The organism is Xanthomonas sp. DAR 80977 (assembly GCF_041240605.1).
In the GTDB taxonomy this organism is placed as follows: domain Bacteria; phylum Pseudomonadota; class Gammaproteobacteria; order Xanthomonadales; family Xanthomonadaceae; genus Xanthomonas_A; species Xanthomonas_A bundabergensis.
On record NZ_CP162487.1, the window covers coordinates 3,580,256 to 3,604,346 of the forward strand.

The window sequence follows — 24,091 nt, forward strand, 5'->3', positions numbered from 1 at the left end:
TCGGGGTCCTGCACCATAGCGCAAGCCGGCGCGGGCGACGACGCCATGGCTGGAAAGGCGCGATGTCATCGGCGTGCCTTGTCGCAGCCGGCATAATGCGGAGGATTTCGTGCCCAGGGCCCGTTCCTCGTATGCGCTACCTCGTTCCCGCCTTCGCCGCCGCCTCCACCCTGCTGCTGGCGGCCTGCGCCAGCGCCCCGCGCGCTCCCTCCACCGCCGCCATCGCCCCGATCGCGGTGCCCGCCGTGGCCCACCCCGGCGGCGAGACGCCGGACTGGTGGTACCGCAGCGGCGCGGCCAAGGCGGCCAACAACGGCGCGATGCGCGGCAAGGCCAAGAACGTGATCCTGTTCCTCGGCGACGGCATGAGCCTGACCACGGTCGCCGCCGCGCGCATCCTCGACGGCCAGCGCAAGGGCGCCTCCGGCGAGGAGAACCAGCTGTCGTGGGAGGCGTTCCCGGCCACCGCGCTGAGCAAGACCTACAACACCGACTCGCAGACCCCGGACTCGGCCGGCACCATGACCTCGATCACCACCGGGGTGAAGACCCACATGGGCGCGATCGGCGTCTCCGCCGGCAAGCGCGAGGCCTGCGCCGACAGCCTCGGCAAGCGGCTGCTGACCTGGCTGGAACTGGCCGACAGCGCCGGCCTGAACACCGGCATCGTCACCACCACCCGGCTGACCCACGCCACCCCGGCGGCGACCTATGCGCACACCCCCGAACGCAACTGGGAAAGCGACACCGACCTGCCCGAGAAGGCGGTGGCCGAAGGCTGCCGCGACATCGCCCAGCAGATGGTGAGCGCGCGCTACGGCCGCGGCCCGCAGGTGATGCTGGCCGGCGGCCGCAGCCAGTTCACCACCGTCGAGCAGCGCGACCCGGAATACGACGACAAGGTCGGCCTGCGCCTGGACGGCCGCGACCTGGTCGGCGAATGGCGCCAGCGCCATCCGCAAGGCGCCTACGTGTGGAACCGTGGGCAGCTGGAAGCGGCGCAGGACGCGCCGGCGCTGCTCGGCCTGTTCGAGCCGGACCACATGCAGTTCGACCACGACCGCGAGCAGAGCGCGGCCGGCGACCCGAGCCTGGCCGAGATGACCCGCGCCGCGATCCGCACCCTGTCGCGCGGCAAGGACGGCTACGTGCTGATGGTCGAGGGCGGCCGCATCGACCATGCCCACCACGCCGGCAACGCCTATCGCGCGCTGGACGAGACCATCGCCCTGTCGCAGGCGGTGCAGGCCGCGGCGGAGGCGACCTCGGCCGAGGACACGCTGATCATCGTCACCGCCGACCATTCGCACACGCTGAACTTCGTCGGCTACCCGCAGCGCGGCAACCCGATCCTGGGCAAGGTGCGCGGCACCAGCGGCGAAGACGCCAACACCGGCGAGCTGGCGCTGGACGGCAACGGCCAGCCCTACGCCACGCTCAGCTACGCCAACGGCCCCGGCTACACCGGCGCCAGCAACCAGCAGCCGGCGGGGATCAAGACGTTCCCGCATGCGCCGAGCAGCTTCGAGCCGGTCAAGGGCCGCCCCGACCTGACCCATGTCGATACCGAGCAGCCGGACTTCATGCAGGAAGCGCTGGTGCCGACCAAGGCCGAGACCCATGGCGGCGACGACGTCGGCATCTGGGCGCGCGGCCCCGGCAGCGACGCGTTCCGCGGCAGCCTGGAAGAGAACGTGATCTACCACGTGATCGTGCAGGCCACGCCGAAGCTGCGCGGCCGCCTGTGCCAGGCCGGCACCTGCAATGGCGACGGCGTGCCGGTGCAGTTGCCGAAGCCGGACGCGTTCGTGGCCGACGCCGCTACCGCCACCGCCAAGTGAACCCGGCGCGGCAGCGGCGCGCGACGGTGGCAGGACACGCCGCGGCGCTGGTCGCGCTGGCCGCGCTCGCGGTGGCGCCAGCGGCCTTGGCGCAGGCGCACGGTGCGTGCCGGATCGCCGATCCGAACGCCGACCGCGACATCGTGCCCGGCTGCGGCGTCGGCGCCGACGGGCGCCTGCGGCTGTCGGCGCAGGCTGCGCGGCAGCTGCAGTTCGATGCCGACGGCCTGTCCGTGCTGACCGTCAACGACCAGTTCTACTACGTGCGCGCCGACGGCAGCAGCCTGCCGGTGATCACATGGGACAGCGGCCCGGACTATTTCGCCGAAGGCCTCACCCGCGGCATCTTCCATGGCCGCATCGGCTTCTACGACCAGCAGCTGCGCGAAGTGATCGCGCCGGTCCACGATTTCGCCTGGCCGTTCGAGCACGGCGTGGCCCGGGTCTGCGACGGCTGCCGCCGCGGCACCCCCGATGGCGACGGACACACGCCGATGCAAGGCGGACGCTGGTACGCCATCGACCGCCACAACCGCGAAGTGCCCGAACCGCAGCGCTGAGCGCGGGCACGCCGCGGGCCACAGCGGCTACCCGCTTACGACACGATAACGCCCTCTCTTTTCCCTGCGGCGGCGAGAACCGGCCGCCCAGGTCTGCGACGGCTACCGCGCGCGCACGCCGGCTGGCGACGCGCGCACACCGATGCGAGGCGGGCGCTGGTACTCCATCGACCGCTGCATCGGCGACGTGCCCGAACCGCAGCGCTGCGCGCCAGCACGATCCGGGCGACAGCGCGGACCTGCCGACACCACGGCAGAACCCCTCCCTTCCTCGCGGCGACAGGGCATGGCTTGCGCTGCCGGCGCGTACCCGGCACGACCGCGCCCCACTGGCCACGCTTCGCTGCCGCGGCGCCAGCCTCTAAAGTGACGCGATGAGCCGCCGTTCCGATCCCGTCCCGCCTTGCGCCGTGAGCGCCGCCCTGCCCGCTGCGGCGCCGGCCGCGGTGCTGGTCGGCCTCAGCGGCGGGCTGGATTCCAGCGTGCTGCTGCATGCGCTGGCGCAACAGCCGCACTACCGCCGCGCCGGGCTGCGCGCCGTGCACGTGCACCACGGCCTGCATGCCGACGCCGATGCCTGGGCCGACCACTGCGCCGCGGCCTGCGCAGCGCTGTCGATCCCGTTGCAGGTGCGGCGCGTGCAGGTGCCGAGGGACAGCGGCCACGGCCTGGAGGCGGCGGCGCGGCAGGCGCGGCGCGCGGCCTTCGCCCAGGTGCTGGCCGCCGGCGAGTGGCTGGCGCTGGCGCAGCACCGCGACGACCAGGCCGAGACCTTCCTGCTGCGCGCGCTGCGCGCCTCCGGCCCGGACGGGCTGGCGGCGATGCAACCATTGCGCGACTTCGCCCGGGGCAGGCTGTGGCGTCCGCTGCTGGCCCTGCCGCGCAGCGCGCTGCAGGCGTATGCACAACGGCGCGCGCTGCGCTGGATCGAAGACCCGAGCAATGCCGATCCCGGCTTCGACCGCAACTTCCTGCGCCTGCAACTGCTGCCGCTGCTGCGCCAGCGCTGGCCGCAGGCCGATGCCGCGCTGGCGCGCAGCGCGCAGCTGTGCGGCGAGGCCGGCGCAATGCTGGACGACGGCGACCAGGCCGCGCTGCGGGCGCTGCGCGACGGCGACGGCGACGGCGACGGCGACGGCGACGATGGCGATGGCGACACGCCGCTGCCGCTGCCGCGCCTGCGCGCGCTGCCGGCGCCGCGCCGCGCGCGCGTGCTGCGGCGCTGGGTCGCGCAGGCGGGGTTGCCGCCGCTGCCGGCCGCGGGCCTGGCGGCGATCGAACGCAGCCTGTTGCATGCGCGCGCCGACGCGTTCGCGCAGTTCGCCTGGCACGGCGCGACGCTGCGCTGCTGGCGCGATGCGCTGTATGCCGAGCGCGATCCGCCGCCGCTGCCGGCCGACTGGCAGGCGCAGTGGGACGGCCGCACGCCGCTGGCGCTGCCCGACGGCCGCTGCCTGCGGCTGCTCGCCGACGCGTCGCTGGGGTTCGACGCCCCGCTGCTGGTGCGATGGCGCCAGGGCGGCGAACGCATCCTGCTGCCCGGACGCGTGCACTCGCAGGCGCTCAAGCAGGTGCTGCAGGCGGCGGCGATCCCACCGTGGCAACGCGCACGCCTGCCGCTGCTGCACGACGCCGCGCAGTTGCTGGCCGCCGGCGAGCGCATCCTCGCCGCGCCGCTGCACGCCTGGCTGCAGGCGCACCACGCGCGGCTGGCGCTGGACGCCGCCGCCACGCCGTCGTCACCCGCCTCGCATTGACCCTGCCGCCGACGCCGCGCACACTTCCGCGATGCCCAAGAAGTCCCTAGACGATGCCTCCCCGGTCGCCCGCTTCGAGCAATCGCTCGAGGAGCTGGAAGTGCTGGTGGAGAAGATGGAAACCGGCGACCTGAGCCTGGAACAGTCGCTGAGCGCCTACGAGCGCGGCGTCGGCCTGTACCGGCAGTGCCAGCAGGCGCTGGAACAGGCCGAACTGCGCGTGCGCCTGCTCAGCGACCCGGAGCAGCCCGACGCCGCCGAGCCGTTCGATCCCGCCCCGCTCCATGGCGGCTGACGCCGCGTTCGCGCGCTGGCGCCAGCGCGTGGAAGCCGGCCTGGACGCGCAGCTGCCCGCCGCCGCGGCCGCGCCGCAGCGCCTGCACGCGGCGATGCGCCACGCCACCCTCGGCGGCGGCAAGCGCATGCGCCCGCTGCTGGTCTACGCCAGCGGCGCGCTGTTCGGCGCCGACGAAGCGCAGCTGGACGCGCCGGCGCTGGCGGTGGAACTGATCCATGCCTATTCGCTGGTCCACGACGACCTGCCGGCGATGGACGACGACGCCCTGCGCCGCGGCCGTCCCACCGTGCACGTCGCCTTCGACGAGGCCACCGCGATCCTGGCCGGCGACGCGCTGCAGAGCCTGGCGTTCTCGCTGTTGGCCGGCGCCGACGCGACCGATGCGGCATTGCGCGTGCGCTGGCTGCAGACCCTGGCCGAGGCCGCGGGTGCGGCGGGCATGTGCGGCGGCCAGGCGCTGGACATCGACGCCACCGGCACGGTGCAGCCGCTGGCCGACCTGCAGCGCATGCATGCCTTGAAGACCGGCGCGCTGATCCGCGCCAGCGTGCGCCTGGGCGCGCTGGCCGGCGGTGCCGACGCCGCCGCGCTCGCGCAACTGGACGCCTTCGCCACCGCGCTGGGCCTGGCGTTCCAGGTACGCGACGACATCCTCGACGTCGAGGCCAGTTCCGAACAGCTCGGCAAGACCGCCGGCAAGGACGTGGCGCAGGCCAAGTCCACCTACCCGGCGCTGCTCGGCATGGACGGCGCCAAGGCCAAGCTGGCCGAACTGGCGGCGGCGATGCGCGACAGCCTGCACGGCCACGGCGCGCGCGCCGACGCACTGGCGGCGCTGGCGCGGCTGGCAGTGGACCGCTCGCACTGACCCGATCCAGGCGACGCCCCTGTACACCCCTGTAGGAGCAGCTTCAGCCGCGACGGGCCTTACCGGTAAGGCCCGTCGCGACTGAAGTCGCTCCCACAACATTTCGCCGACTGCAGGCGTTCGCGACGGGAAACCCGCTAACGCGGGCTCAACTCCAGCAGCACCACATCGTTGGCGCGCATCGGAACATCCAGCTGCGCGCTGCCGTCCTTGTCCACGCGCACGCGGCGCAGTTCCGGCTTGTCGGTCGTCCGCTGCTGCAACTGCCGCAGCTGCTGCGCGCTCAACGCCTTCGGCGAGCCCATGCGCAGATACGCGCTGTACGCGTCGTTGGCGTCGAAGCCGGTGCGGCGGATCGCCAGCGCATAGCTGCCCGGCGCCAGCCCGCGCAGTTGCAACCGCAGCGGCGCGACCGCGGCCGCCGGCAGCACCTGGGTGAAGTACGGGCGGTTGCTCTTGTCCTGCTGCGGGGTGACGAAGTCCCAGGCCAGCAGCTTCAGCACGCCACCGTCGTAGGTCGCATAGCTCTGCGCATCGGCGTTGCGCAGTTGCCGCTCGCCCAGCGCGTTGAGGTACTTGTAGGCGAAGTACGCCGGCTTGCGGATGCCCTGCGGATTGAGCAGGCCGAAACCGCCCTGGAACGGCGCGGTCGGCGGGCCCGGCTCCTCGAACAGGTCGCTGTAGGTCCAGTAGCTCATGCCCTGCACCAGCCCCTCGGTCGCCTTGAGCTTGCTCAGGATGTAGGCCGCGCTGAGGTAGGCGTCGTGCACCGGATCGCGCGGCGTGTAGCTGGTGCTCCACTCGGTGAAGTACAGCGGCAAGCCCGGCATCGCCGAGGCCTGGATCTGCTCGCGCACGCGGCGCACGTCGCCGGTGATGGCATCGGGCGACGGCGACAGCTTGGTGTCGCTCTCGCCCTTCTCGTCCAGGAAACCGCCGTCCACGCCATAGGTGTGGGTGCTGATGAAATCCAGCGGCGTGCCGGCGGCATGCGCATGGGTGATGAACTCCGGCACCCAGGCCGCGCCCGCGGTCGACGGCCCGCCGACCTTGAGCTGCGGGTCGATGCGCTTGATCGCCTTCGCCGTCGCGTCGTACAGCGCGAAGTACGCCGGCTGGTCGGCGCCTTCCCAGAAACCGGCCAGGTTCGGTTCGTTCCAGACCTCGAAGTACCAGCGCCGCACCTCCTCTTCGCCGTAGCGCTGGCGCGCATGGCGCACGAACGCATCGATCAGCGCGGTCCATTTGTCCAGCTGCGGATGCGAGGTGTTGCCCTTCCAGTAGAAGATCCGCTGGTCGGAACGTTTCATCGCCTCCGGGGTGAAGCCGAGTTCGACGAAGGGACGGATGCCCATGCCGAGCATGCGGTCGTAGAGCTGGTCGATCCTGCTCCAGTCGTAGACCGGGCGCCCGTCGACCTCGCGGTAGGTGCCGAGCACGTCGTGGAAGATCGCGTGGAAGCGCAGGTAGCGGAAGCCCAGTTCGTCCCGGGCGGTGCGCAGCTGCGCCAGGCTGTCCTCGCGCAGCAGCGTGCCCGGATAGTCCGAGCCCACCGACAGGTCGTAGAAGCGGTCGCGCGGCGCGGTCGGCCCCTGCACGTCCAGCGCGATCGCGCGCGGCGCAGGCTGCGCCGCGGCGACCGCCGCCAGCGACCCCAATGCGGCCGCCAGCAACAGGCGTAGCACTCCCATGACTTCCCCTCTCCCAAGGCGTGAACGCTCGACTCTAGCATCGGCATGCGCACCGGCAAACCGAAAGCGCAGCGGCGAACGCGCGATGCGACAACGCGCGTGCACGCGTCCGCCGCAGCGGAACGACGCCGGCACTGCGTTCGTGCGAACGGCGTTTGTGGGATTGGCTGCGCGTTTCGATGGACGAAATCGCAGACAAACACGCAAACGCCGGTTGCCCGCGACACGCCGGGCTAGTTTGCATACGCCCACGCATGGGCGCCCCTCTTTCGACGGAGTAGAGCCTGCATGAAACACGCATCCCTGATCTCGGCGGCAATCGGCTTCAGCCTGGTCGGCATCATCTCGGCGGCCACTGCGCAATCGCAGCTGGTGCGCGCTCCCTCGTCCGCGCCGCTGCAGGTCGAACTGGCGCCGGTCGCCGACGCCGACGGACAGCAGCGCGGCCAGTTCGCGGTCACCGTGCGCAACACCGGCGAGCGCGTCGCGCGCGTGCCCAAGTGGGAACTGCCGCTGGGCGACCTCGACGCCAGCCTGTTCGAGGTCCAGCGCGACGGCCGCGCGGTCGACTACGTCGGACGCCTGGTCAAGCGCGCCGCGCCGCGCGCGGAGGATTACGTGACCCTGCAGCCGGGCGAGACGCGGCAGGCGCAGATCGACCTGGCCGATGCCTACGACCTGTCGCGCAGCGGCAACTACACGATCAACCTCAACGCCTCGCTGCAGTACGCCGCCTTCGCCGACGGCGAGAGGATCCAGCGCGCCGACGGCCAGCCGCAGACGGTGACCAGCGCGCCGCTGACGCTGTGGCTGGACGGCCGCGGCCGTGCAGTGCGCAACGAGCTGATGGCGGGGCCGCAGGCGGTGGTCAACGGCATCAACTATGCCTCGTGCAGCACCAGCCAGATCAGCACCATCGGCAGCGCGGTGAACTCGGCGCGCACCTACTCGCAGAACGCCAAGACCTATCTCAACGGCGGCAGCACCGGCGCGCGCTACACCACCTGGTTCGGCGCCTACAACGCCAGCCGCTACAGCACCGCCACCTCCAACTTCGTCAACATCGACGCGGCGATCGACCAGAACAACGGCCAGGTCACCATCAACTGCGGCTGCAGCGACAGTTCCTACGCCTACGTCTACGCCAACCAGCCGTACCAGATCTACGTGTGCAACGCGTTCTGGAGCGCGCCGCTGACCGGCACCGATTCCAAGGCCGGCACGCTGATCCACGAGATGAGCCACTTCACCGTGGTCGCCGGCACCTCCGACTATGCCTACGGCCAGAGCGCGGCCAAGAACCTGGCCACCAGCAACCCGGCGCGTGCGGTGAAGAACGCCGACAGCCACGAGTACTTCGCCGAGAACACCCCGGCGCAGAACTGAGCGAGGCAGCTCGGGTCAGGCTCGTACGAACGGTGCCGGCAGGCGATGCCGGCACCGTTGTTTTTCAGCATGGCGCCGTGCAATGGCGGCCGCGCCGATCGGCCATGTTCACCGCACATGCGGCAGCGGAGCGGACGCACCAGCGTCCGCCATCGGCAAGCAGTGCCTCAGCGCGACGCCACCAGTCCATCCATCGTCCGTACCGCCGCGCTGCCGGGGAATACCTGCGTTTCCAGCGCCGCTTCGGACACCCCAAGGTGCGCGCCCAGCACATGCTTGAACAGGCCGCGCAGGTCGGCCGTGGCGCGCAGGTCGCGGCCTTCGTTCAACGCGCGCGGCGACAGCCCCGGCCAGTCGCCGGCGATGCGCCCGCCGCGGACCGCGCCGCCGGCCAGGAAGGCGACGCCGCCGGTGCCATGGTCGGTGCCGCCGGTGCCGTTGACCGCCGCGGTGCGGCCGAACTCGGTCACCACCGCGACCACGCTGCGCTCCCAGCTCGCGCCGGCACCGTCATGGAACGCGCGCAATCCGGCATCGAGTTCGCCGAGCTTGCGCTGCAACACCGCGGCCTGGTTGCCGTGCGTGTCCCAGCCCGAATCCTCGACGAAGCCGATGCGCGGGCCGTCGGCCTTGGCCATGAAACCGGCGGCGGCGCTCATCGCCTGCGGCAACTGCCCGCCCTTGACGCTGTCCACCTGCATGCCCTGCCCGCGCAGCGCGCGCGCGAAACCCTCTGCCAGCTGCGCATCGGCCGCGTACAGCGGTTGCAACCGCTGCAGCAGGATCGGATTGACCGCGCTCGGCAACGGCGGCGACCAGCTGTCGACCGCGCCCGGACCGCGCATGATCAGCGGCGTCACCGCGCTCACCGAGAGCGCCTCGCCGTGCAGCGCCGCCGCGCAGCGGTTGAGCCAGCCGCTGGAGGCGCCGCTGGGCCGCGCGGTGCCGTTCTCCAGGCAGTGCTGCGCCTCGAAATGCGAGCGCTGGCGATACGGCGGCGCCACCGCCACGACCGGCAGCCACTGCTTGCGCGCGTACAGTGCGTGGGCGAAGCCCAGCGCCGGATGCAGCGCGAAGCTGCCGTCCAGGGCCAGGACCTGCTGCGGCGCCAGCGCGCCGCGCAGCCGCGCGTAGTCGGCATCGCCCTGCGGCACCAGCGCATGCAGGCCATCCAGCGCGCCGCGCAGCAGCACCACCAGCAAGCGCGTGTCCGCGGCCGGCGCGGCCAGGCCGGGACCGGACCACAGGCTCAACAACGTGGCCGCACCGCTGGCGGCGAGGAAACGGCGGCGTGTCAGTTGCATCGGGCGTTCTCCGCGATCGGGTTGCGCGACACGCCGCTCAGGCGCGCCACTGGAAGGCCGGGCTGGCCAGCAGCAAGGCCACGCCGTCGCGCGGCGATTCGGCGCGGCGCAGGGCACTGGCGGTGTCCTGGTCCAGGCTGGCGGCGAACACGCTGCCGGCCAGGGCCAGCGGATCGATGGGCGGCGCGAGCGCGGCCAGCGCCTCGGCCGCCTGCACCCGCTTCCACAGCGCATCCGGCCCGCTCCACTCGGCGGCCACGTCGGCATAGCCGGCCGGCGAGCGCGGCGTGAACGGCGGTTGCCCCATCCGCGCCAGCAACGCGAGTATCTGTTTCTGCTGCGCCGGCGCCTGCGGCCATTCGCCGCTGGCGCGCAGCGCCGACAGCACGAAATCCTGCGGCGGTTTGAACTTGCGCGCATCGGCGCTCCACGCTTCCGGGCTGTCGATCAGTGCGCGATACACGCTGGGCAGGTGGCCGTCGCTGCGCAGCCAGGCATCGGCCATGCGCTGCACCAGCGCCGGCGGCGGATCGTCGCGGACGAAATGCCGCGCCAGCTTCAGCGACAGGTGGTGTGCGGTGGCCGGATGCCGGGCCAGTGCGCCCAGGATCGCCTCGCCCTGTTCCAGCCCGCCCTCGGCATAGCGCCGGCCCAGCACCTGGCGGCTGCCGGCGGCATGCGCCGGCGCGCGGAACACGAAGGCGCGCTGGGCGGTGCCCTGCTCGAAATCGCGTGGCGCCGGCACGCCCCAGCCGGTGATCGCGCGCGCCAGTTCGGTGACGTCGGCCTGGCTGTAGCCGCCGTCCACGCCCAATGTGTGCAGTTCCAGGATCTCGCGCGCCAGGTTCTCGTTGAGGCCCAGCCGCCGCGGCGGCGCCTCCATTCCCTGCCGCGCCGCACGGCGCTGCGCACGTTGCGCCAGCACCGAGTCGGGGCCGATCGAATTGGCGTTGTCCAGGTAGCGCAGCATCGCCGGATGCCGTTCCACCGCCAGCAGCAGCTCGGCGAAGCGGCCCATGCAGTGCGGGCGGATCGCCTCGCGTTCCATCGGCGCGGCGTACAGCGCGGCCGCGCGCTTGTCGACCGAGACCGCGAAATGGTTGGACCAGAACTGCACGAGGCGCTCGGCGAAACCGTCCGTGCTGGCGACCGCGACGGCGTAGCGCGCCGCCAGCTCCTGCGCCTGCGCCTGCCGGTACAGGCCGCGTGCGGCCTGCTGCGCGGGCGTAGTGTCGGCCGGCGCCTGCATCCGCGCCTGGCGCCGCTCGCGCTGGTAGGCGGCTTCGCGGCGCAGGTACTCCAGGCTGTCGGGCAACTCCTGCAGCGCCGGGGCGGCAGGCGGCGGGCGCAACTGCGCGGCCAGCCAGGCGCGCGGATCGTCGATGGCCGCCAGTTCGCCGGGGCGTGCGCCCAGGCCGAAGCGGTTCGCGGCGCTCAGGGTTTCGCGACGGATCATGCGGCGCTCCGGTTCGGCATCAGTACTGCGAACGCGCGACGCCGGACCAGGTTGACCGGCCGCCCATCGACCGCAGCGCCGGCACGGACCCGCTCAAGCCGACTGCCGATGCGGCCGGATGCGAACCGCGCCGCGCGCTTGCGCACCGCGGCAGCGCCACGCCCGGTGCCGACCGGGGCCTACCCGGGATTCCGGCGCCGGCACGTGCGGTCGGCGAGGTGGCGACCGATGTCGGCACCTGGCCTGGCAACGCCGGGGGCTGTCAGGCCTCGCGCAACGAAAAAGCCCGGCATGGGCCGGGCTTTTCCGATTGCGCAACGCTGCGGCGCTTACTTGATCAGGCGCAGCGCGAACGGGTAGCGGTAGGCCACGCCTTCGTTGGCCTTGATCCCGGCCAGGATGCAGAACACCAGGTTCACCACCCACACCACCGGCATCAGCAGCCCGCCGATGACGATGACGCTGAGCACCACGCAGATCACGTAGGCGATGGCGACGGTGATCTGGAAGTTCAGCGCTTCCTTGGCCTGGTCGTTGAGGAACGACTTGGCCGGATTGTCCTTGTTGATCAGCCAGATGATCAGCGGCACGATGAAGCCGGCGATGATGCCCGACAGATGGGTGATCAATGCGACCGTGCGGTCTTCCTGCGGACCGGCAGCAGCCGGCGGCGGCGGCGGTGCGGTCACGTTGTCGAATTCGCTCATCGGTATTCCTTTCCTTATGGTGGGTGGGCAAGGCGCTTCGCGCGCCACTCTCGGCGGCCGGCGCGAGCCTGTCAAGTCATCCGAACGCCGCGCGGCGGCGGCTGGCGCCTGCTCAGTCGCCACCCCAGGGCAGCAAGGGATGGCGGTAGCGGCGGCCGCACACGGCCGCAACGGTGGCGGCCAGGCTAGACCCCATGCTGGCCAGCATAACCAGCATCAGCAACGGCAGCGCAACCAGCCCCGCAACGATGACCAGCAACGCCGGCGCCAGCAGCGCGCACAGCAGCGACAGGCTGGCGCCGAGGGCCAGCGCCTGCGCGCAATGCGCGGCAGCGAAGGGCCGGCGATGCCTGGTCGCCAGCCACAGGCAGCCAGGCGGCACCCACAGGCACAGCAGCGCGTACAGCATGTAGACCAGATGCACGTTCGCCGCGGCGAACGCGCCCAGCCACATCGACAGATGCGCGGCCACCGCCACTGCGCGCTGCGGCGCCGATGCGGCCGGATCCGGCGCCCCGGCGCGCATGCCTGTGCGGTGGTCGCGTTCGCCCATGTTGCCGTCCGAACCGGGGAGCGGCGGCCTCAGTCGTTGCCGGCCACCGTCATCTTGCCGACCAGCACCGCGCCGATGTGCACGTGCGAACGCACGTCGATGTCGCGGCCGACCGCCTCGATGCGCTGGAACATCTCGCGCAGGTTGCCGGCGATGGTCACCTCGTCCACCGGGTAGGCGATGGCGCCGTTCTCGATCCAGAAGCCGCCGGCGCCGCGCGAATAGTCGCCGGTGACCGGGTTGACGCCGTTGCCCATCAGTTCGGTGACCAGCAGGCCGCGCGGGATGCCGGCGGCGATCGACGCCAGGTCGTCCGCGTTGGCCGCCACCTGCAGGTTGTGCACGCCGCCGGCATTGGCGGTGGTCTGCAGCCCGAGCTTGCGCGCCGAGTAGCTGCCCAGCACGTAGCGCTGCAGCACGCCGCCGGCGACCAGCGGCGCGGCGCGGGTGGCCACGCCCTCGCCGTCGAAGGCGGCCGAGCGCAGCCCGCGGCGCAGGTGCGGCAATTCGTCGATCGCGAACCAGTCCGGGAACAGGCGGCTGCCGACGCTGTCGAGCAGGAAGCTGGCGCGGCGGTACAGCGCGCCGCCGGACACCGCGCCGAGCAGGTGCCCGACCAGCGAGCGCGCCATCTCCGGCGCGAACAGCACCGGCAGCTCGCCGGTGGGCAGCGAGCGCGGCTGCAGCCGCGCCACGGTGCGCTCGGCGGCGCGGCGGCCGATCGCCGCCGGCTGTTCGAGGTCCTCGCGCGCCAGCGCGCTGCTGTACCAATGGTCGCGCTGCATGCCGTCGCCGTGGCCGGCGATCAGCGAGCAGCCGATCGAATGGTGGGTGCTGCGCTCGCGGCCGACGAAGCCGTGCGAGTTGGCGTACACCGACAGGCTCTCGCTGCTGCCGGCCGAGGCGCCGTCGGAATTGGCCACGCGCGGGTCGGCCTCGCGCCCGGCGGCCTCGCAGGCCAGGGCCAGCTCGATCGCCTCTTCGGCCTCCAGCGCCCACGGATGCCAGCGGTCCAGTTCGGGCAGCTCGCGCGCCATCAGCGCCGCGTCGGCCAGCCCGGAGGCGACGTCGTCCTCGGTGTAGCGGGCGATCGCGCAGGCCTGGGCGACGGTCGCCTCGAGGCTGGATTCGTGCAGGTCGGCGGTGCTGGCGCTGCCCTTGCGCTGGCCGAAGTAGACGGTGACGCCGATGCCGCGGTCGCGGGTGGCCTCGACCGTTTCCACCGCGCCCAGGCGCACGTTGACGTCCAGCCCGCGGTCTTCGCTGCAGCTGACCTCGGCCTGGCTGGCGCCGAGTTCGCGCGCGCGCGCCAGCAGCCGCTCGGCGATGTCGGACAGGCGCTCCAGCCGTTCCAGGCTGTCGTCGCGGCGCAGTTCGGAGGTGATCGCGTTCAATGCTTTATCCTGTAGAGGTCACGGCTCCGCGCAACGCGGAGCGGAAAATTCGAATTGGAAAGACGATGCGCGGACGCGACGAAGACACCGGTGAATTCCGCGGCGACAGCCGCAGCCAGCAGCGCCGCGCGGCGCTGGAAGTGCTGACCCTGGGCGAGAAGCTGGTGGCGCTGACCCCGGCGCAGCTGGCCAAGCTGCCGGTGCCCGACGCGCTGATCCCGCATATCGAGGAAACCAAGCGCATCACCTCGCACATCGCGCACAAGCGGCAGCTGGCGTTCCTGGCCAAGCAGATGCGCCGCGAGGACGACGCGACCCTGGACGCGATCCGCGAGGCGATGGACGTCAACAGCGACGGCGCGCGCCGCGAAGTGGCGGCGATCCACCGGGTCGAGGACTGGCGCGCGCGGCTGCTCGCCGACGGCGACAGCGCGCTGTCCGAGTTCCTGACCGGCTACCCCGAGGCCGACCGCCAGCGCTTGCGCCAGCTGATCCGCAACGCCAAGGACGAGCGGCTGAAGAACAAGCCGCTGCATGCCTACCGGGAGCTGTTCCGGGAGTTGCGCGAGTTGGTATTGGAGGGTGCGGGACTCGGGACCGGGGACTCGGGACTCGAGGAAGTAGACGACGACGCGCTCGAGGACGACGCGCGCGACTGAGCCGCGGCGGCGCCGGCCCCGCACGGTTGAGCACCCGCGACCGCTTCGGCACGCGGGGCGGCGACGCCGACCAAACGCATCGGCATCGCCACAACCACCGCGCGCGGCGTTACCGAATCCCGAATCCCGAATCCCCACTCCCGGCTCCTACGCCGTCCCGCCCACGGTCAGCCCGTCGATCAGCAGCGACGGCTGGCCGACGCCGACCGGCACGCTCTGCCCGTCCTTGCCGCACACGCCCACGCCCTCGTCCAGCGCCAGGTCGTGGCCGATCATGCGCACCTTCTGCATCGTCTCCGGGCCGTTGCCGATCAGGGTGGCGCCCTTCACCGGCGCGGTGACCTTGCCGTCCTCGATCAGGTAGGCCTCGGTCGCCGAGAACACGTACTTGCCGCTGGTGATGTCGACCTGGCCGCCGCCGAAATTGACCGCGTACAGGCCCTTCTTCACCGAGCGGATCATCTCCTGCGGATCGTGCTGGCCGGCCAGCATGTAGGTGTTGGTCATGCGCGGCATCGGCAGGTGCGCGAACGATTCGCGGCGGCCGTTGCCGGTCGGCGCCACGCCCATCAGCCGCGCGTTCAGCGAATCCTGCATGTAGCCCACCAGCACGCCGTCCTCGATCAGGGTGGTGCAATGGGTCGGCGTGCCTTCGTCGTCCACGTTCAGCGAGCCGCGGCGGCCGTCGAGGGTGCCGTCGTCGACGATGGTCACGCCCGGCGAAGCCACGCGCTGGCCGATGCGCCCGGCATAGACGCTGGTGCCCTTGCGCGCGAAGTCGCCTTCCAGGCCATGGCCGACCGCCTCGTGCAGCAGCACGCCGGGCCAGCCGGGGCCGAGCACCACCGGCATCACCCCGGCCGGCGCCGGCACCGCCTCCAGGTTGACCAGCGCCTGGCGCAGCGCCTCCCTGGCGAAGGCCTCGGGGCGGCCGTCGGCGAACAGCACTTCGTAGCCGTAGCGGCCGCCGCCGCCGGAATAGCCGGACTCGCGGCGCCCGTCCTGCTCGACGATCACCTGCACGTTCAGCCGCACCAGCGGGCGCACGTCGGCGGCGAGCACGCCGTCGCTGCGCGCCACCAGCACCGTGTCCACGCCGCCGGACAGGCCGACCATCACCTGCTGCACGCGCGGGTCGGCGGCGCGCAGGAACTGGTCCAGGCGCCGCAGCATCTCGACCTTGAGGTCGTTGCCCATGCCGTCCACCGGGTCCAGCGCCGGGTACAGCGCGCGCCCGCCGCCGCGCAGCAGCGCCTGCGCCGGCTGCGCGCCGCCGTCGCGGGAAATGGCCCGCGCCGACTGCGCCGCGGCCAGCAATGCGTCGCGGTGGATATCGTCGGAATAGGCGAAACCGGTCTTCTCGCCGGAAATCGCGCGCACCCCCACGCCCTGCTCGATGGAATGGGCGCCGTCCTTGACGATGCCGTCCTCCACGCTCCAGCTCTCGCGCCGCGAATGCTGGAAATACAGGTCGCCGAAGTCGATGCCGGGGCCGAGCAGCGTGCCGAAGGCGCGCTCCAGGCTGGTGGCGTCGAGGCCGGCGGGAAGCAACAGGCGGGTTTCGGCGAGGCTGAGGGCGTTTTCGGTCATGGGGCTCAACATGGGGGACATGGACGCCGAGCGCAAGCGCGCGGGGCGCGGCGCGGGCGCCGATTCAGGGAGGGCTGGAGGGCGTCGGCGGCGCGGGCGTGCGTGAGGATTCGCGCTCGATCACTTCCACCTTGGGATCCTTCCACGGGCCGGTGACGCGGTAGGTGCGCGCGCCGATCGTGCCCAGCGGCTTGCCCAGCACCGCGTTGGCGGCCGCGCCGACCGCCGCGCCGACCGGGCCACCGGCGACCGCGCCGACCACGGTCAGCAAATTGCCGGATTTGGGATTGACGTCGATGGTCTGGTCGAACTGCTGCGCGCGCAGATCGGCCTGCCCGCGCACCTTGATCTCCGCGGCCGGGCCGTCGATCAGCATCGACTCGCTGCGCGCGACGCCGCCGCCGAACTGCACCTGGCCGTCGATGCGGTTGAAGGCGAAGCCCTTGGAGAAGAAATCGCGGAAATCGAACATCAGCCGGCGCGGCAACTGCGCCACGCTGAGCAGGCCGAGCACGCGCCCGGCGCCGGGATTGAGCTCCAGCAGCTGGCCGTTGCGCGCGGCCACGTCGAGCTGGCCCTGCAGCGTGGCCAGCTGGAACCCGGCCGGGTCGCCCGGCCAGGCGGCGCGCAGGGTCAGCGTGCCTTCGCCGCCGCGCAGCTGGCCGCCGTAATCCAGGCTCTGCATCAGTTCGCCCAGGTCCTGGCTGTCCACGCTGGCGTCGAGCTGGGTACGCGCGGCGGCGCCCTTGCCGCGCCAGTCGCCGCTGATGTCGATCTTCTGCTTGTCCGAACGCAGGTGCAGCTGGTCCACGTGCATGCCGTCGGCCAGCTTGCGGGTGCGCAGCGAGGCCGCGCCGAGATTCATCGCGCCGAAGCGCAGGTCGTCCACGTCCAGCGCCAGCGCCGGGATCGTGGCCGGGTCGATCGCCTCGGCCAGCGGCCGCACCGCCGCTGCAGCCGCCGCGGGCGCGGGAGCGGGCGCCGCGTCGGCTGCGCTGGCGGCCGCGGCCGCCGCCGGGGCGGCGGACGGCGCGGCGCGCCAATGCACCCGCGCCAGGCGGCCGCCGAGCACGCCGCCGTCCTTGCTCGGCACGCTGAGCTCGCCGGCCAGCGCCGGTCCGTCCAGGTGCACCGCCACCGTGTCGGCCTGCGGCTGCAGACGCAGGCGGGTGTTGTCGAACACGCCGCCGAGCAGCAGCAGGTGGTCGGCGAGCACGTCGATCTGGCGCAGCGGCATCGGGTCCTCGGCGCCCGGCGCGGTCGATTTGTGCGGATCCGGGCCGCTGACCAGGCCGATCCAGTCGATCGCGTTCAGCGAGGCAGTGCGCCCGCTCACGACCAGGCCGCTGCCGGGCGGGTCCTCGGCCACGTGGTCGCTGCCCATCACCACCTTGACCCCGGTCTTGCCGTTCTGGTTGCGCGCGACCAGCGCCATCAGCTTGCCGAACGCGAGCTCGATGCGCCCGCTGCCGACCGGCAGCGGCACGTTGACCGAGGTCGCCAGCGGCGCGGACACGCCCTTGTCCATCGGCGCCGGCAGCAGCAGTTCGGTGCCGACCAGGTCCGAGTGCAGCTGCAGGCGGGTCGGCGGCTGCGCCCCGCCGTCGGCGGTCTTGGGCAGGGCCACGCCGATGTTCCAGCGCGAGCGGCCCTGCACGTAGGGCTTGAGCCAGGCCATTTCCGGCGCCCGGTCCAGCAGTTCGTCGGCGTCCACCGATGCGCTCAACGCCGCCTCGAACGCCTGCTGCGGATCGCTCACGCCGTCGCCGGCGCGCAGCGCCAGTTCGCCGGGATGCCCGTCCTGCAGCACCGCCAGCTGCGGCGCCTCGAACCCGGTGTCGCGGTAGTCGGCGCTGCCGCGCATGTCGTCGAAGGCCACGTCCCAGCGGCTGTCGGCGATGCGCGCGCCGAGCAGTTCGACCTTGCCGCGCAGGTGATGGCCGCCGACGTCGGCGCGCAGCGGCTGCAGCAGGTCGAAGCTGACGTCGGCCGGGCCGGAGGCGCTGAGCGCGTCCAGGGTGTCGCCGTAGCGCTTGCGCAGCGGGCTCTCGCGCAGCATCGCCAGCAGCTTGCCGGTCTCGGCGCGGGTGCTGGCCAGCACGCTGAGCTGGCCCTGCTTGTAGTCCGGCAGCGTCGCCGACAGCCGCTCCACCGGCACCCCGCCCATCTCGCCGCGGCCATGCACCTCGAAGCCGTTGCCGATGAAGGCCACCTCGGCGTCGACCTTCTCCACCGCCGGCCATTCGCGCTGGAAGCGGATCCTGGCGTCGTCCAGCCGCGCGCTGGCCTCGAAGCGGCCGTTGTGGTCGACGAACGGCCACTGGTCCAGGTCGCCGGAGACCAGCGCATGGCCGTCGCGCAGGCGCCCGCCCTGCAGCGCGGCATCCAGCCAGTCGGTGGCCGCCTTGCTCATCTTCGAATGCACCCAGAATTTCTTCGCCGCCACCACCGGCGCGTCCTGCAGCTGCGCGGCCAGGTCGATCCACGGCCGCGAACCGTCGGCCTGGAAGCGCAGCCCGCCGCGCACATCGGCGCCGTAATCGCTGCCCTGCACGCGCAGCGCCGGGGTCGCCACGCGCAGGTCCTCGCCATCGCGGAACACCACGATGCGCCCGGCCAGCTGCACGTCATGGGGCACGCCGAACCCGCTGGGCCAGTCGAAGCGCACCGGGCTGGCGGCGTCCAGCACCAGCTCCCCGCCCTGGGCGTCGCCATCGAAGCGGCCACGCAGGCCGCTGACGCCGGGCGACTGCCCGACCGGCGCGAACGCCAGTTCGGTGAGCCTGCCCTGGCCGTACAGCGGCCCGCCGGCGCGGCCGCTCAGCGCCACCTGGCTCAGCTGCAGCCGCGGCCGCGCCGCGTGCAGCCAGGCGCGCAGGTTCGGCGACAGGCCATCGCTGAGCGCGGCCACCGCCAGCAGCGGCGCCGCGTCCAGGCGCTCGCCGAGCAGCGCGAAGCGGCGCCCGCCGGCCACGGTCAGCCCGTCCAGGCGCTGCGTCAGCTGGCCGGCCTGGCCGATCTGCAACAGCGGCGCATCCAGCCGCCAGCCGCCGTCGATCTGCCGCCAGCGCGCGGTGGCGCGCAAGGTGGTGAACGCGGTCTGCGGCCGCGCGCCGCCGGCGGCCAGCGCCGCGCCGCTCAGGCGCAGCTCGCGCAGGGTGGCCTGCACGCTGACCCCGACGACCCGGTGCTGCCGCAACTGCGCCCAGCCCTGCACCTCGCCGGTGCCGCCTTCGACGCGGATCCCGCCGGCCTGCAGCAGCCCCGACCAGCCGGCCAGTTCGGCCGGGCGCGCGGCCACATAGGCCTGGCCGTTGCCGCGCCGCCGGTCCATGTCCAGCACCGCGGTCAGCGGCGCCTGGCGCGGATCGCTCCAGCCCTGCGCGCCGACGCGCAGGCGGTCGCCGTCCACGCGCAGGCGCAGGTCGATCTTGGGCAAGGTCGCATCCACGCCCAGCTGCGGCGCATGCACCGCCAGCCGGCCGTCGATGACCTGCAATTCGCCCAGGCCCTGCAGCGCGTCCAGCGGATCGCCGGTTCCCGCGGCCGGCAGGCCCTGCACCGACCAGCTGCCGTCGGCGCCGCGCAGCAGGGTCAGCGCCAGCCCGCGCAGGCGCAGCTCGGTGAACGAGCGGCCCGGCAACAGGCCGGCGTACATCGACACCAGCACCTCGGCCTGGCCGATGCGCACGCCGTCGCCGGCGCCGATGCGCAGGCCGTCCAGGCGCAGCAGCGGACCGCGCCGGGTCCACGCGGTCTCGACCCGGTCGAACCGGATCGGCCGCCCGGCGCGCTCGCTGAGCCAGGCCTGGATCCGCTGCGGGTGCCGCTCCACCAACGGCAGCGCCTGGCTCAGCGCCCCGACCAGCAACGCCACGCACACCAGCCCGATCGCCACCGCATAGAACGCGAAACGGCGGGCCAGGCGCAGGCGGCGGCGCAGGGGGGTGTGCATCAGCGGCCGGGATTGGGCATTCGGGATTGGGGATTCGCAACCGCCAAGGCGATGCGCGCGGACAGTAACCGGTTGCGATCGAGCCGCTCAACCAATCCCCAATCCCCAATCCCGAATCCCGGCCTCACAACAACACCACGTCGAACTGCTCCTGCAGGTATTGCTCGTCGGCCTGGAAGCGGATGGTCTTGCCGAGGAATTCCTCCAGTTCGGCCACCGCCGAGGATTCCTCGTCGGTGATCCGCGCCACCACCTTGCTCGAGGCGATCACCAGCAGCCGCGCCGCGTCGAACTGGCGCACCGCACGCGTGATCTCGCGGAAGATCTCGTAGGTCACGGTCTCGGCGGTCTTGATCGAACCGCGCCCGCTGCACTCCGGGCACGGCTCGGACAGCTGCCGCTCCAGGCTCTCCACGGTGCGCTTGCGGGTCATCTCCACCAGGCCCAGCGGCGAGAACTCGTACACCGTGGTCTTGGCATGGTCGCGCGAGAGCGCCTTCTCCAGCGTGCGCAGCACCTGGCGGCGGTGCTCGGCGTCGTCCATGTCGATGAAGTCGATGATGATGATGCCGCCCAGGTTGCGCAGCCGCAGCTGCCGCGCCACCGCCTGCGCCGCCTCCAGGTTGGTGCGGAACACCGTCTCCTCGAGGTTGCGCTGGCCCAGGAACGAGCCGGTGTTGACGTCGATGGTGGTCATCGCCTCGGTCTGGTCGATGACCAGGTAGCCGCCGGACTTCAGCGGCACCTGCTTGTCCAGCGCGCGCGCGATCTCGTCCTCGACCCCGTACAGGTCGAAGATCGGCCGGTCGCCGGTGTACAGCTCCAGCCGCTCGGCCAGCACCGGCATGTACTTGGCGACGAAGGCCTGCAGGCGCTCGAAGGTCTCGTGCGAGTCGACCTTGACCTTCTCCACGTCCTTGCGGATCAGGTCGCGCACCGCGCGCAGCGGCAGGCTCAGGTCCTCGTAGATGATGCTGGCCGGGGCGCCGTCGCGGCCGCGCCGCTCGACCACGTTCCAGACCCGCGACAGGTAGGCGATGTCCTCGGCCAGCGCCTCGGCCGGCTGGCCCTCGGCGTTGGTGCGGATGATGTAGCCGAAGCCGCCGTGGCTGGCCGCCAGGTCGGCGACCAGGGTCTTCAGGCGCAGCCGCTCGGCCTCGTCCTCGATCCGCGCCGACACCCCGATCACCCGCGACTGCGGCAGCAGCACCAGGTAGCGCGAGGGGATGCTGATCTGCGTGGTCAGCCGCGCGCCCTTGCTGCCGATCGGGTCCTTGACCACCTGCACCACGATGTCCTGGCCGTCGCGCAGCAGCTCCACGATCGGCACCGCCGAGGACACCGGCAGCGGCGGCGCCTCGTCGGTGTCGCCGTTGGCCACCGGCGCCGGCCGCACCACGTCGTTGGCGTGCAGGAACGCCGCGCGCTCCTGCCCGATCTCGACGAACGCGGCCTGCATGCCCGGCATCACCCGCTGCACCCGGCCCTTGTAGATGTTGCCGACCACGCCGCGGCGCCAGCCGCGCTCGATGTGCAGCTCCTGCAGCATGCCGTTCTCGATGACGGCCACCCGGGTCTCGCGCGGTGTGACGTTGACCAGGATCTCTTGCGACATCAAAGCACTCCGAAGGCGCGCAGCAGTTGGGAAGTTTGGTGCAGAGGCAGGCCCATCACCCCGGAATAACTGCCGTCCAGGCGGCTGACGAAGCGCTCGGCGCCGCCCTGGATCGCATAGGCGCCGGCGCGCCCCATCGGCTCGCCGCTGGCCACGTAGTCGGCGATGTCCTGCGCCGACAGGGCCGCGAAGCTGACCTGGGTCGGCACCAGCAGCACCTCCTCGCGCGCCGCGGCGACCAGCGCCACCGCGGTGATCGCCTGGTGGGTGCGTGCCGACAGCGCCGCCAGCATCGCCGCCGCGTCGCCGGCATCGGCCGGCTTGCCGAACACGCGATCGTCCAGCACCACCTCGGTGTCGGCGCCGAGCACCACCGCATCGGCGGCGCCGGCCAGCTGCGCCAGGCCGGCGCGGGCCTTGTCCAGCGCCACCCGGCGCACATAGGCTGGTGCCGATTCGTCGGCCGCGCGCACTTCCGGCACCTCCAGATCGAGGATCCGGAACGGTACGCCCAGGCGCGTCAGCAGTTCGTTTCTGCGGGGGGAACGGGAAGCGAGATACAGCATGGCGGAAGGATAACCCGGCCGGCCTGACTGAACGATCGCTAATTCCGGCGGCACGCGCTCGACCCCGGTCCGAATCACGACGCGTTCATCGTCGCGGCAACACCCTCGCCCCACCTTCAAGGAGAACCTCCGATGCGTGCACCCTCCATCCGTCCGCTGCTGCTGGCCCTGACCCTTGCCCTAGGAGGCACGATGACCGCCCATGCCCAAACCGCCGCGCCCGGCTACGCCGTGCCGGCCGACGGCACCCTGCTCAACATCGCCGCCCAGGCCGAGGCCAGGCATGCGCCGGACGTGGCCACGCTGTCGGCCGGCGTGGTCACCCAGGCCGGCGACAGCGCCGCGGCCATGCGCCAGAACGCCGAGCAGATGACCAAGGTGCTGGCCGCGATCCGCGCCGCCGGCATCGCCGACAAGGACGTGCAGACCAGCGGCATCAACCTCAGCCCGCAGTACAAGTACGTCGACAACCAGGCGCCGCAGATCCTGGGCTACCAGGCCAGCAACAACGTCAGCCTGAAGGTGCGCGACATCGCCAAGCTCGGCAAGGTGCTGGACGCGCTGGCCGCGCAGGGCGCCAACCAGATCAACGGCCCGACCTTCGAGATCGACGATCCGGAACCGCTGTACGACCAGGCCCGGGTCGATGCGCTGAAGAAGGCGCAGGCCCGCGCGCAGACCTACGCCAAGTCGCTGGGCCTGCGCGTGCGCCGCATCGTCAGCATCTCCGAAGGCAGCGGCGGCGGCGTGCGCCCGGTGCCGATGATGCGCGCGATGGCGATGAAGGCGGAGATGGACAGCACCCCGGTGGCGGCCGGCGAGAGCAGCGTGTCGGTCAACCTGGACGTGGTGTTCGAACTGGGCAAGTAACCCCGGCCCCTGCATGGAGTGCGACGGCGGCGCCTGCGGGCGCCGTCGTCGTTTCCGCGCCACGATCGCAGGAACGCGGCACCGGCAGTGCCGCCCCATGCCGGCGCTTGCCAGAGCGACGGCAACAGGTGCAATGTCGGAAGCGCCGACGGGCGCCGCATCGACCCCGTCCGCCGCGCTGGCGCGTTTGGTCGTACCGCAAGTCCACAAGACGCTCTTCATCATGGAGGTGGATCATGGTTCGCACGCAACTCCCCGCTCCCTCGTTCGGTATCGACCTGTCGCGGATCCTGGCGCTCAGCGCCGCGATCGGCCTGCACCTGTTGGCCATGCTGCTGTTGCTGATCCCGCTCTCGCACGTGGCGCCGCCGCAGGAACCGGCCAAGGCGAAACCGCGATGGCAGCAGCCGATCGTGGTGCCGATCACGCCGACCCCGCCGCAGCCCGTCACCAAGGTCGAGCCGCGACCCGTGACCCAGCCGCGGGTGCCGACCGCGGTACCGGACCCGATCCCGGTGCAGACGCCGCTGGCCGACGCCAGCCCGATGCCGATGCAGGACGCCAGCCCCGATCCGGCGCCCGCCGTGGCCGAGCCGAGCGTGCCGCCCGGACCGGTCGGCGCACCGGTCGCCGGCGTGCAGCTGCAATACCTGCGTGCGCCGGCCCCGCCCTACCCGCGCGAGGCGTTGCGCGACGGCCTGCAGGGCAGCGTGCTGCTGCGCGTGCTGGTCGGCGTCGACGGCCAGCCGCTGGAGGTCACCATCGCCAAGAGCAGCGGCCACCGGATCCTCGACCAGGCCGCGCGCGAGCAGGTGCTGAAGCGCTGGAAGTTCCATGCTGCATTGCAGCAAGGGACGCCGGTTCAGGCTTACGGGCTGGTGCCGGTGGATTTTTCGCTGGGCCGTTGAGGCAGCTGCCTCCGTCCCGCTGCGGCAGCCCGCAGCGGGACGGAAGCACATCCGGGATTCACTGAAATTTCACAATAACTGCAACTACATGGCACGCGTCCGACCGAGACGGG

Annotated in this window: 19 protein-coding genes; 9 read left to right on the forward strand and 10 right to left on the reverse strand. The window is 72.2% G+C overall.

The features are described from left to right. Positions 1 to 131 precede the first annotated feature (131 nt). The 5 genes from AB3X10_RS15080 (at position 132) to AB3X10_RS15100 (ending at position 5,324) form a co-directional block, all read left to right on the forward strand. Positions 132 to 1,841 (forward strand): alkaline phosphatase, encoded by a 1,710-nt coding sequence (locus AB3X10_RS15080; protein ID WP_369975999.1) that lies wholly within the window; start codon positions 132 to 134, stop codon positions 1,839 to 1,841. A gap of 26 nt (positions 1,842 to 1,867) precedes the next feature. Then, positions 1,868 to 2,401: a WG repeat-containing protein gene (locus AB3X10_RS15085; RefSeq protein WP_369976000.1), complete on the forward strand. Its 534-nt coding sequence runs from the start codon at positions 1,868 to 1,870 to the stop codon at positions 2,399 to 2,401. Positions 2,402 to 2,811: 410 nt separating this feature from the next. Next, on the forward strand, positions 2,812 to 4,158 hold the full coding sequence (gene tilS / locus AB3X10_RS15090) for a tRNA lysidine(34) synthetase TilS (protein WP_369976001.1): 1,347 nt from the start codon (positions 2,812 to 2,814) through the stop codon (positions 4,156 to 4,158). 31 nt (positions 4,159 to 4,189) lie between these two features. After that, the gene (locus tag AB3X10_RS15095; RefSeq protein WP_263397821.1) at positions 4,190 to 4,453 is read left to right on the forward strand and encodes an exodeoxyribonuclease VII small subunit; all 264 of its coding nucleotides are present in this window, start codon (positions 4,190 to 4,192) and stop codon (positions 4,451 to 4,453) included. Continuing rightward, positions 4,443 to 5,324 (forward strand): polyprenyl synthetase family protein, encoded by an 882-nt coding sequence (locus tag AB3X10_RS15100; protein ID WP_369976003.1) that lies wholly within the window; start codon positions 4,443 to 4,445, stop codon positions 5,322 to 5,324. Before AB3X10_RS15095 ends, AB3X10_RS15100 begins: the two co-directional genes overlap by 11 nt. 137 nt (positions 5,325 to 5,461) lie before the next feature. Here the strand turns inward: AB3X10_RS15100 and AB3X10_RS15105 are convergent, their stop codons facing one another. After that, positions 5,462 to 7,015 (reverse strand): GH39 family glycosyl hydrolase, encoded by a 1,554-nt coding sequence (locus AB3X10_RS15105; RefSeq protein ID WP_369976005.1) that lies wholly within the window; start codon positions 7,013 to 7,015, stop codon positions 5,462 to 5,464. A 288-nt stretch (positions 7,016 to 7,303) separates the two neighbouring features. Between AB3X10_RS15105 and AB3X10_RS15110 the strand changes: the two genes are divergently transcribed. Continuing rightward, on the forward strand, positions 7,304 to 8,401 hold the full coding sequence (locus AB3X10_RS15110; protein WP_369976007.1) for a M35 family metallo-endopeptidase: 1,098 nt from the start codon (positions 7,304 to 7,306) through the stop codon (positions 8,399 to 8,401). A 167-nt stretch (positions 8,402 to 8,568) separates the two neighbouring features. Here AB3X10_RS15110 and AB3X10_RS15115 read toward each other — a convergent pair whose 3' ends face one another. From AB3X10_RS15115 to pmbA, 5 genes are all read right to left on the reverse strand, one after another. Then, complete coding sequence (locus AB3X10_RS15115) at positions 8,569 to 9,705, reverse strand: DUF1501 domain-containing protein (protein ID WP_369976009.1); 1,137 nt, start codon at positions 9,703 to 9,705, stop codon at positions 8,569 to 8,571. Between the two features lie 37 nt (positions 9,706 to 9,742). Beyond that, a complete protein-coding gene (locus tag AB3X10_RS15120) occupies positions 9,743 to 11,161 on the reverse strand; it encodes a DUF1800 domain-containing protein (protein ID WP_369976011.1) in 1,419 nt (472 codons plus the stop codon). 329 nt (positions 11,162 to 11,490) lie between these two features. Continuing rightward, on the reverse strand, positions 11,491 to 11,868 hold the full coding sequence (locus tag AB3X10_RS15125) for a DUF4870 domain-containing protein (protein WP_185813339.1): 378 nt from the start codon (positions 11,866 to 11,868) through the stop codon (positions 11,491 to 11,493). 112 nt (positions 11,869 to 11,980) lie between these two features. Next, entirely contained in the window at positions 11,981 to 12,421 is a 441-nt protein-coding gene (locus AB3X10_RS15130) for a DUF4870 domain-containing protein (protein ID WP_369976013.1), read from the reverse strand. A 29-nt stretch (positions 12,422 to 12,450) separates the two neighbouring features. Further along, positions 12,451 to 13,815, reverse strand: a complete 1,365-nt coding sequence (pmbA, locus tag AB3X10_RS15135) for a metalloprotease PmbA (protein ID WP_369976015.1) — start codon at positions 13,813 to 13,815, stop codon at positions 12,451 to 12,453. Between the two features lie 65 nt (positions 13,816 to 13,880). Between pmbA and yjgA the strand changes: the two genes are divergently transcribed. Beyond that, positions 13,881 to 14,474, forward strand: coding sequence for a ribosome biogenesis factor YjgA (yjgA, locus tag AB3X10_RS15140; protein ID WP_369976017.1), 594 nt, complete (start codon positions 13,881 to 13,883; stop codon positions 14,472 to 14,474). 147 nt (positions 14,475 to 14,621) lie between these two features. Here yjgA and tldD read toward each other — a convergent pair whose 3' ends face one another. From tldD to AB3X10_RS15160, 4 genes are all read right to left on the reverse strand, one after another. Continuing rightward, on the reverse strand, positions 14,622 to 16,064 hold the full coding sequence (gene tldD / locus AB3X10_RS15145) for a metalloprotease TldD (protein WP_369976019.1): 1,443 nt from the start codon (positions 16,062 to 16,064) through the stop codon (positions 14,622 to 14,624). A gap of 64 nt (positions 16,065 to 16,128) precedes the next feature. Next, positions 16,129 to 20,019, reverse strand: a complete 3,891-nt coding sequence (locus AB3X10_RS15150; protein ID WP_369976021.1) for a YhdP family protein — start codon at positions 20,017 to 20,019, stop codon at positions 16,129 to 16,131. 124 nt (positions 20,020 to 20,143) lie between these two features. Beyond that, entirely contained in the window at positions 20,144 to 21,634 is a 1,491-nt protein-coding gene (gene rng, locus AB3X10_RS15155) for a ribonuclease G (RefSeq protein ID WP_369976023.1), read from the reverse strand. Continuing rightward, a complete protein-coding gene (locus tag AB3X10_RS15160; RefSeq protein WP_369976025.1) occupies positions 21,634 to 22,200 on the reverse strand; it encodes a Maf family nucleotide pyrophosphatase in 567 nt (188 codons plus the stop codon). The genes rng and AB3X10_RS15160 overlap by 1 nt, the downstream gene beginning before the upstream one ends. A gap of 132 nt (positions 22,201 to 22,332) precedes the next feature. Between AB3X10_RS15160 and AB3X10_RS15165 the strand changes: the two genes are divergently transcribed. Then, the gene (locus AB3X10_RS15165) at positions 22,333 to 23,070 is read left to right on the forward strand and encodes an SIMPL domain-containing protein (RefSeq protein ID WP_145700898.1); all 738 of its coding nucleotides are present in this window, start codon (positions 22,333 to 22,335) and stop codon (positions 23,068 to 23,070) included. Positions 23,071 to 23,306: 236 nt separating this feature from the next. Further along, the gene (locus tag AB3X10_RS15170) at positions 23,307 to 23,978 is read left to right on the forward strand and encodes an energy transducer TonB (protein WP_369976028.1); all 672 of its coding nucleotides are present in this window, start codon (positions 23,307 to 23,309) and stop codon (positions 23,976 to 23,978) included. The last annotated feature ends 113 nt before the right edge of the window (positions 23,979 to 24,091 follow it).

What these genes read in the sequence shown, in the direction of transcription:
- AB3X10_RS15080 (WP_369975999.1), top strand. Translation starts at nt 132, where the DNA reads ATGCGCTACCTCGTTCCCGCCTTCGCCGCCGCCTCCACCCTGCTGCTG.
- AB3X10_RS15095 (WP_263397821.1), top strand. Translation starts at nt 4,190, where the DNA reads ATGCCCAAGAAGTCCCTAGACGATGCCTCCCCGGTCGCCCGCTTCGAG.
- AB3X10_RS15100 (WP_369976003.1), top strand. Translation starts at nt 4,443, where the DNA reads ATGGCGGCTGACGCCGCGTTCGCGCGCTGGCGCCAGCGCGTGGAAGCC.
- AB3X10_RS15105 (WP_369976005.1), bottom strand. Translation starts at nt 7,015, where the DNA reads ATGGGAGTGCTACGCCTGTTGCTGGCGGCCGCATTGGGGTCGCTGGCG.
- AB3X10_RS15110 (WP_369976007.1), top strand. Translation starts at nt 7,304, where the DNA reads ATGAAACACGCATCCCTGATCTCGGCGGCAATCGGCTTCAGCCTGGTC.
- AB3X10_RS15115 (WP_369976009.1), bottom strand. Translation starts at nt 9,705, where the DNA reads ATGCAACTGACACGCCGCCGTTTCCTCGCCGCCAGCGGTGCGGCCACG.
- AB3X10_RS15120 (WP_369976011.1), bottom strand. Translation starts at nt 11,161, where the DNA reads ATGATCCGTCGCGAAACCCTGAGCGCCGCGAACCGCTTCGGCCTGGGC.
- AB3X10_RS15125 (WP_185813339.1), bottom strand. Translation starts at nt 11,868, where the DNA reads ATGAGCGAATTCGACAACGTGACCGCACCGCCGCCGCCGCCGGCTGCT.
- AB3X10_RS15130 (WP_369976013.1), bottom strand. Translation starts at nt 12,421, where the DNA reads ATGGGCGAACGCGACCACCGCACAGGCATGCGCGCCGGGGCGCCGGAT.
- yjgA (WP_369976017.1), top strand. Translation starts at nt 13,881, where the DNA reads ATGCGCGGACGCGACGAAGACACCGGTGAATTCCGCGGCGACAGCCGC.
- tldD (WP_369976019.1), bottom strand. Translation starts at nt 16,064, where the DNA reads ATGACCGAAAACGCCCTCAGCCTCGCCGAAACCCGCCTGTTGCTTCCC.
- AB3X10_RS15150 (WP_369976021.1), bottom strand. Translation starts at nt 20,019, where the DNA reads ATGCACACCCCCCTGCGCCGCCGCCTGCGCCTGGCCCGCCGTTTCGCG.
- rng (WP_369976023.1), bottom strand. Translation starts at nt 21,634, where the DNA reads ATGTCGCAAGAGATCCTGGTCAACGTCACACCGCGCGAGACCCGGGTG.
- AB3X10_RS15160 (WP_369976025.1), bottom strand. Translation starts at nt 22,200, where the DNA reads ATGCTGTATCTCGCTTCCCGTTCCCCCCGCAGAAACGAACTGCTGACG.
- AB3X10_RS15165 (WP_145700898.1), top strand. Translation starts at nt 22,333, where the DNA reads ATGCGTGCACCCTCCATCCGTCCGCTGCTGCTGGCCCTGACCCTTGCC.
- AB3X10_RS15170 (WP_369976028.1), top strand. Translation starts at nt 23,307, where the DNA reads ATGGTTCGCACGCAACTCCCCGCTCCCTCGTTCGGTATCGACCTGTCG.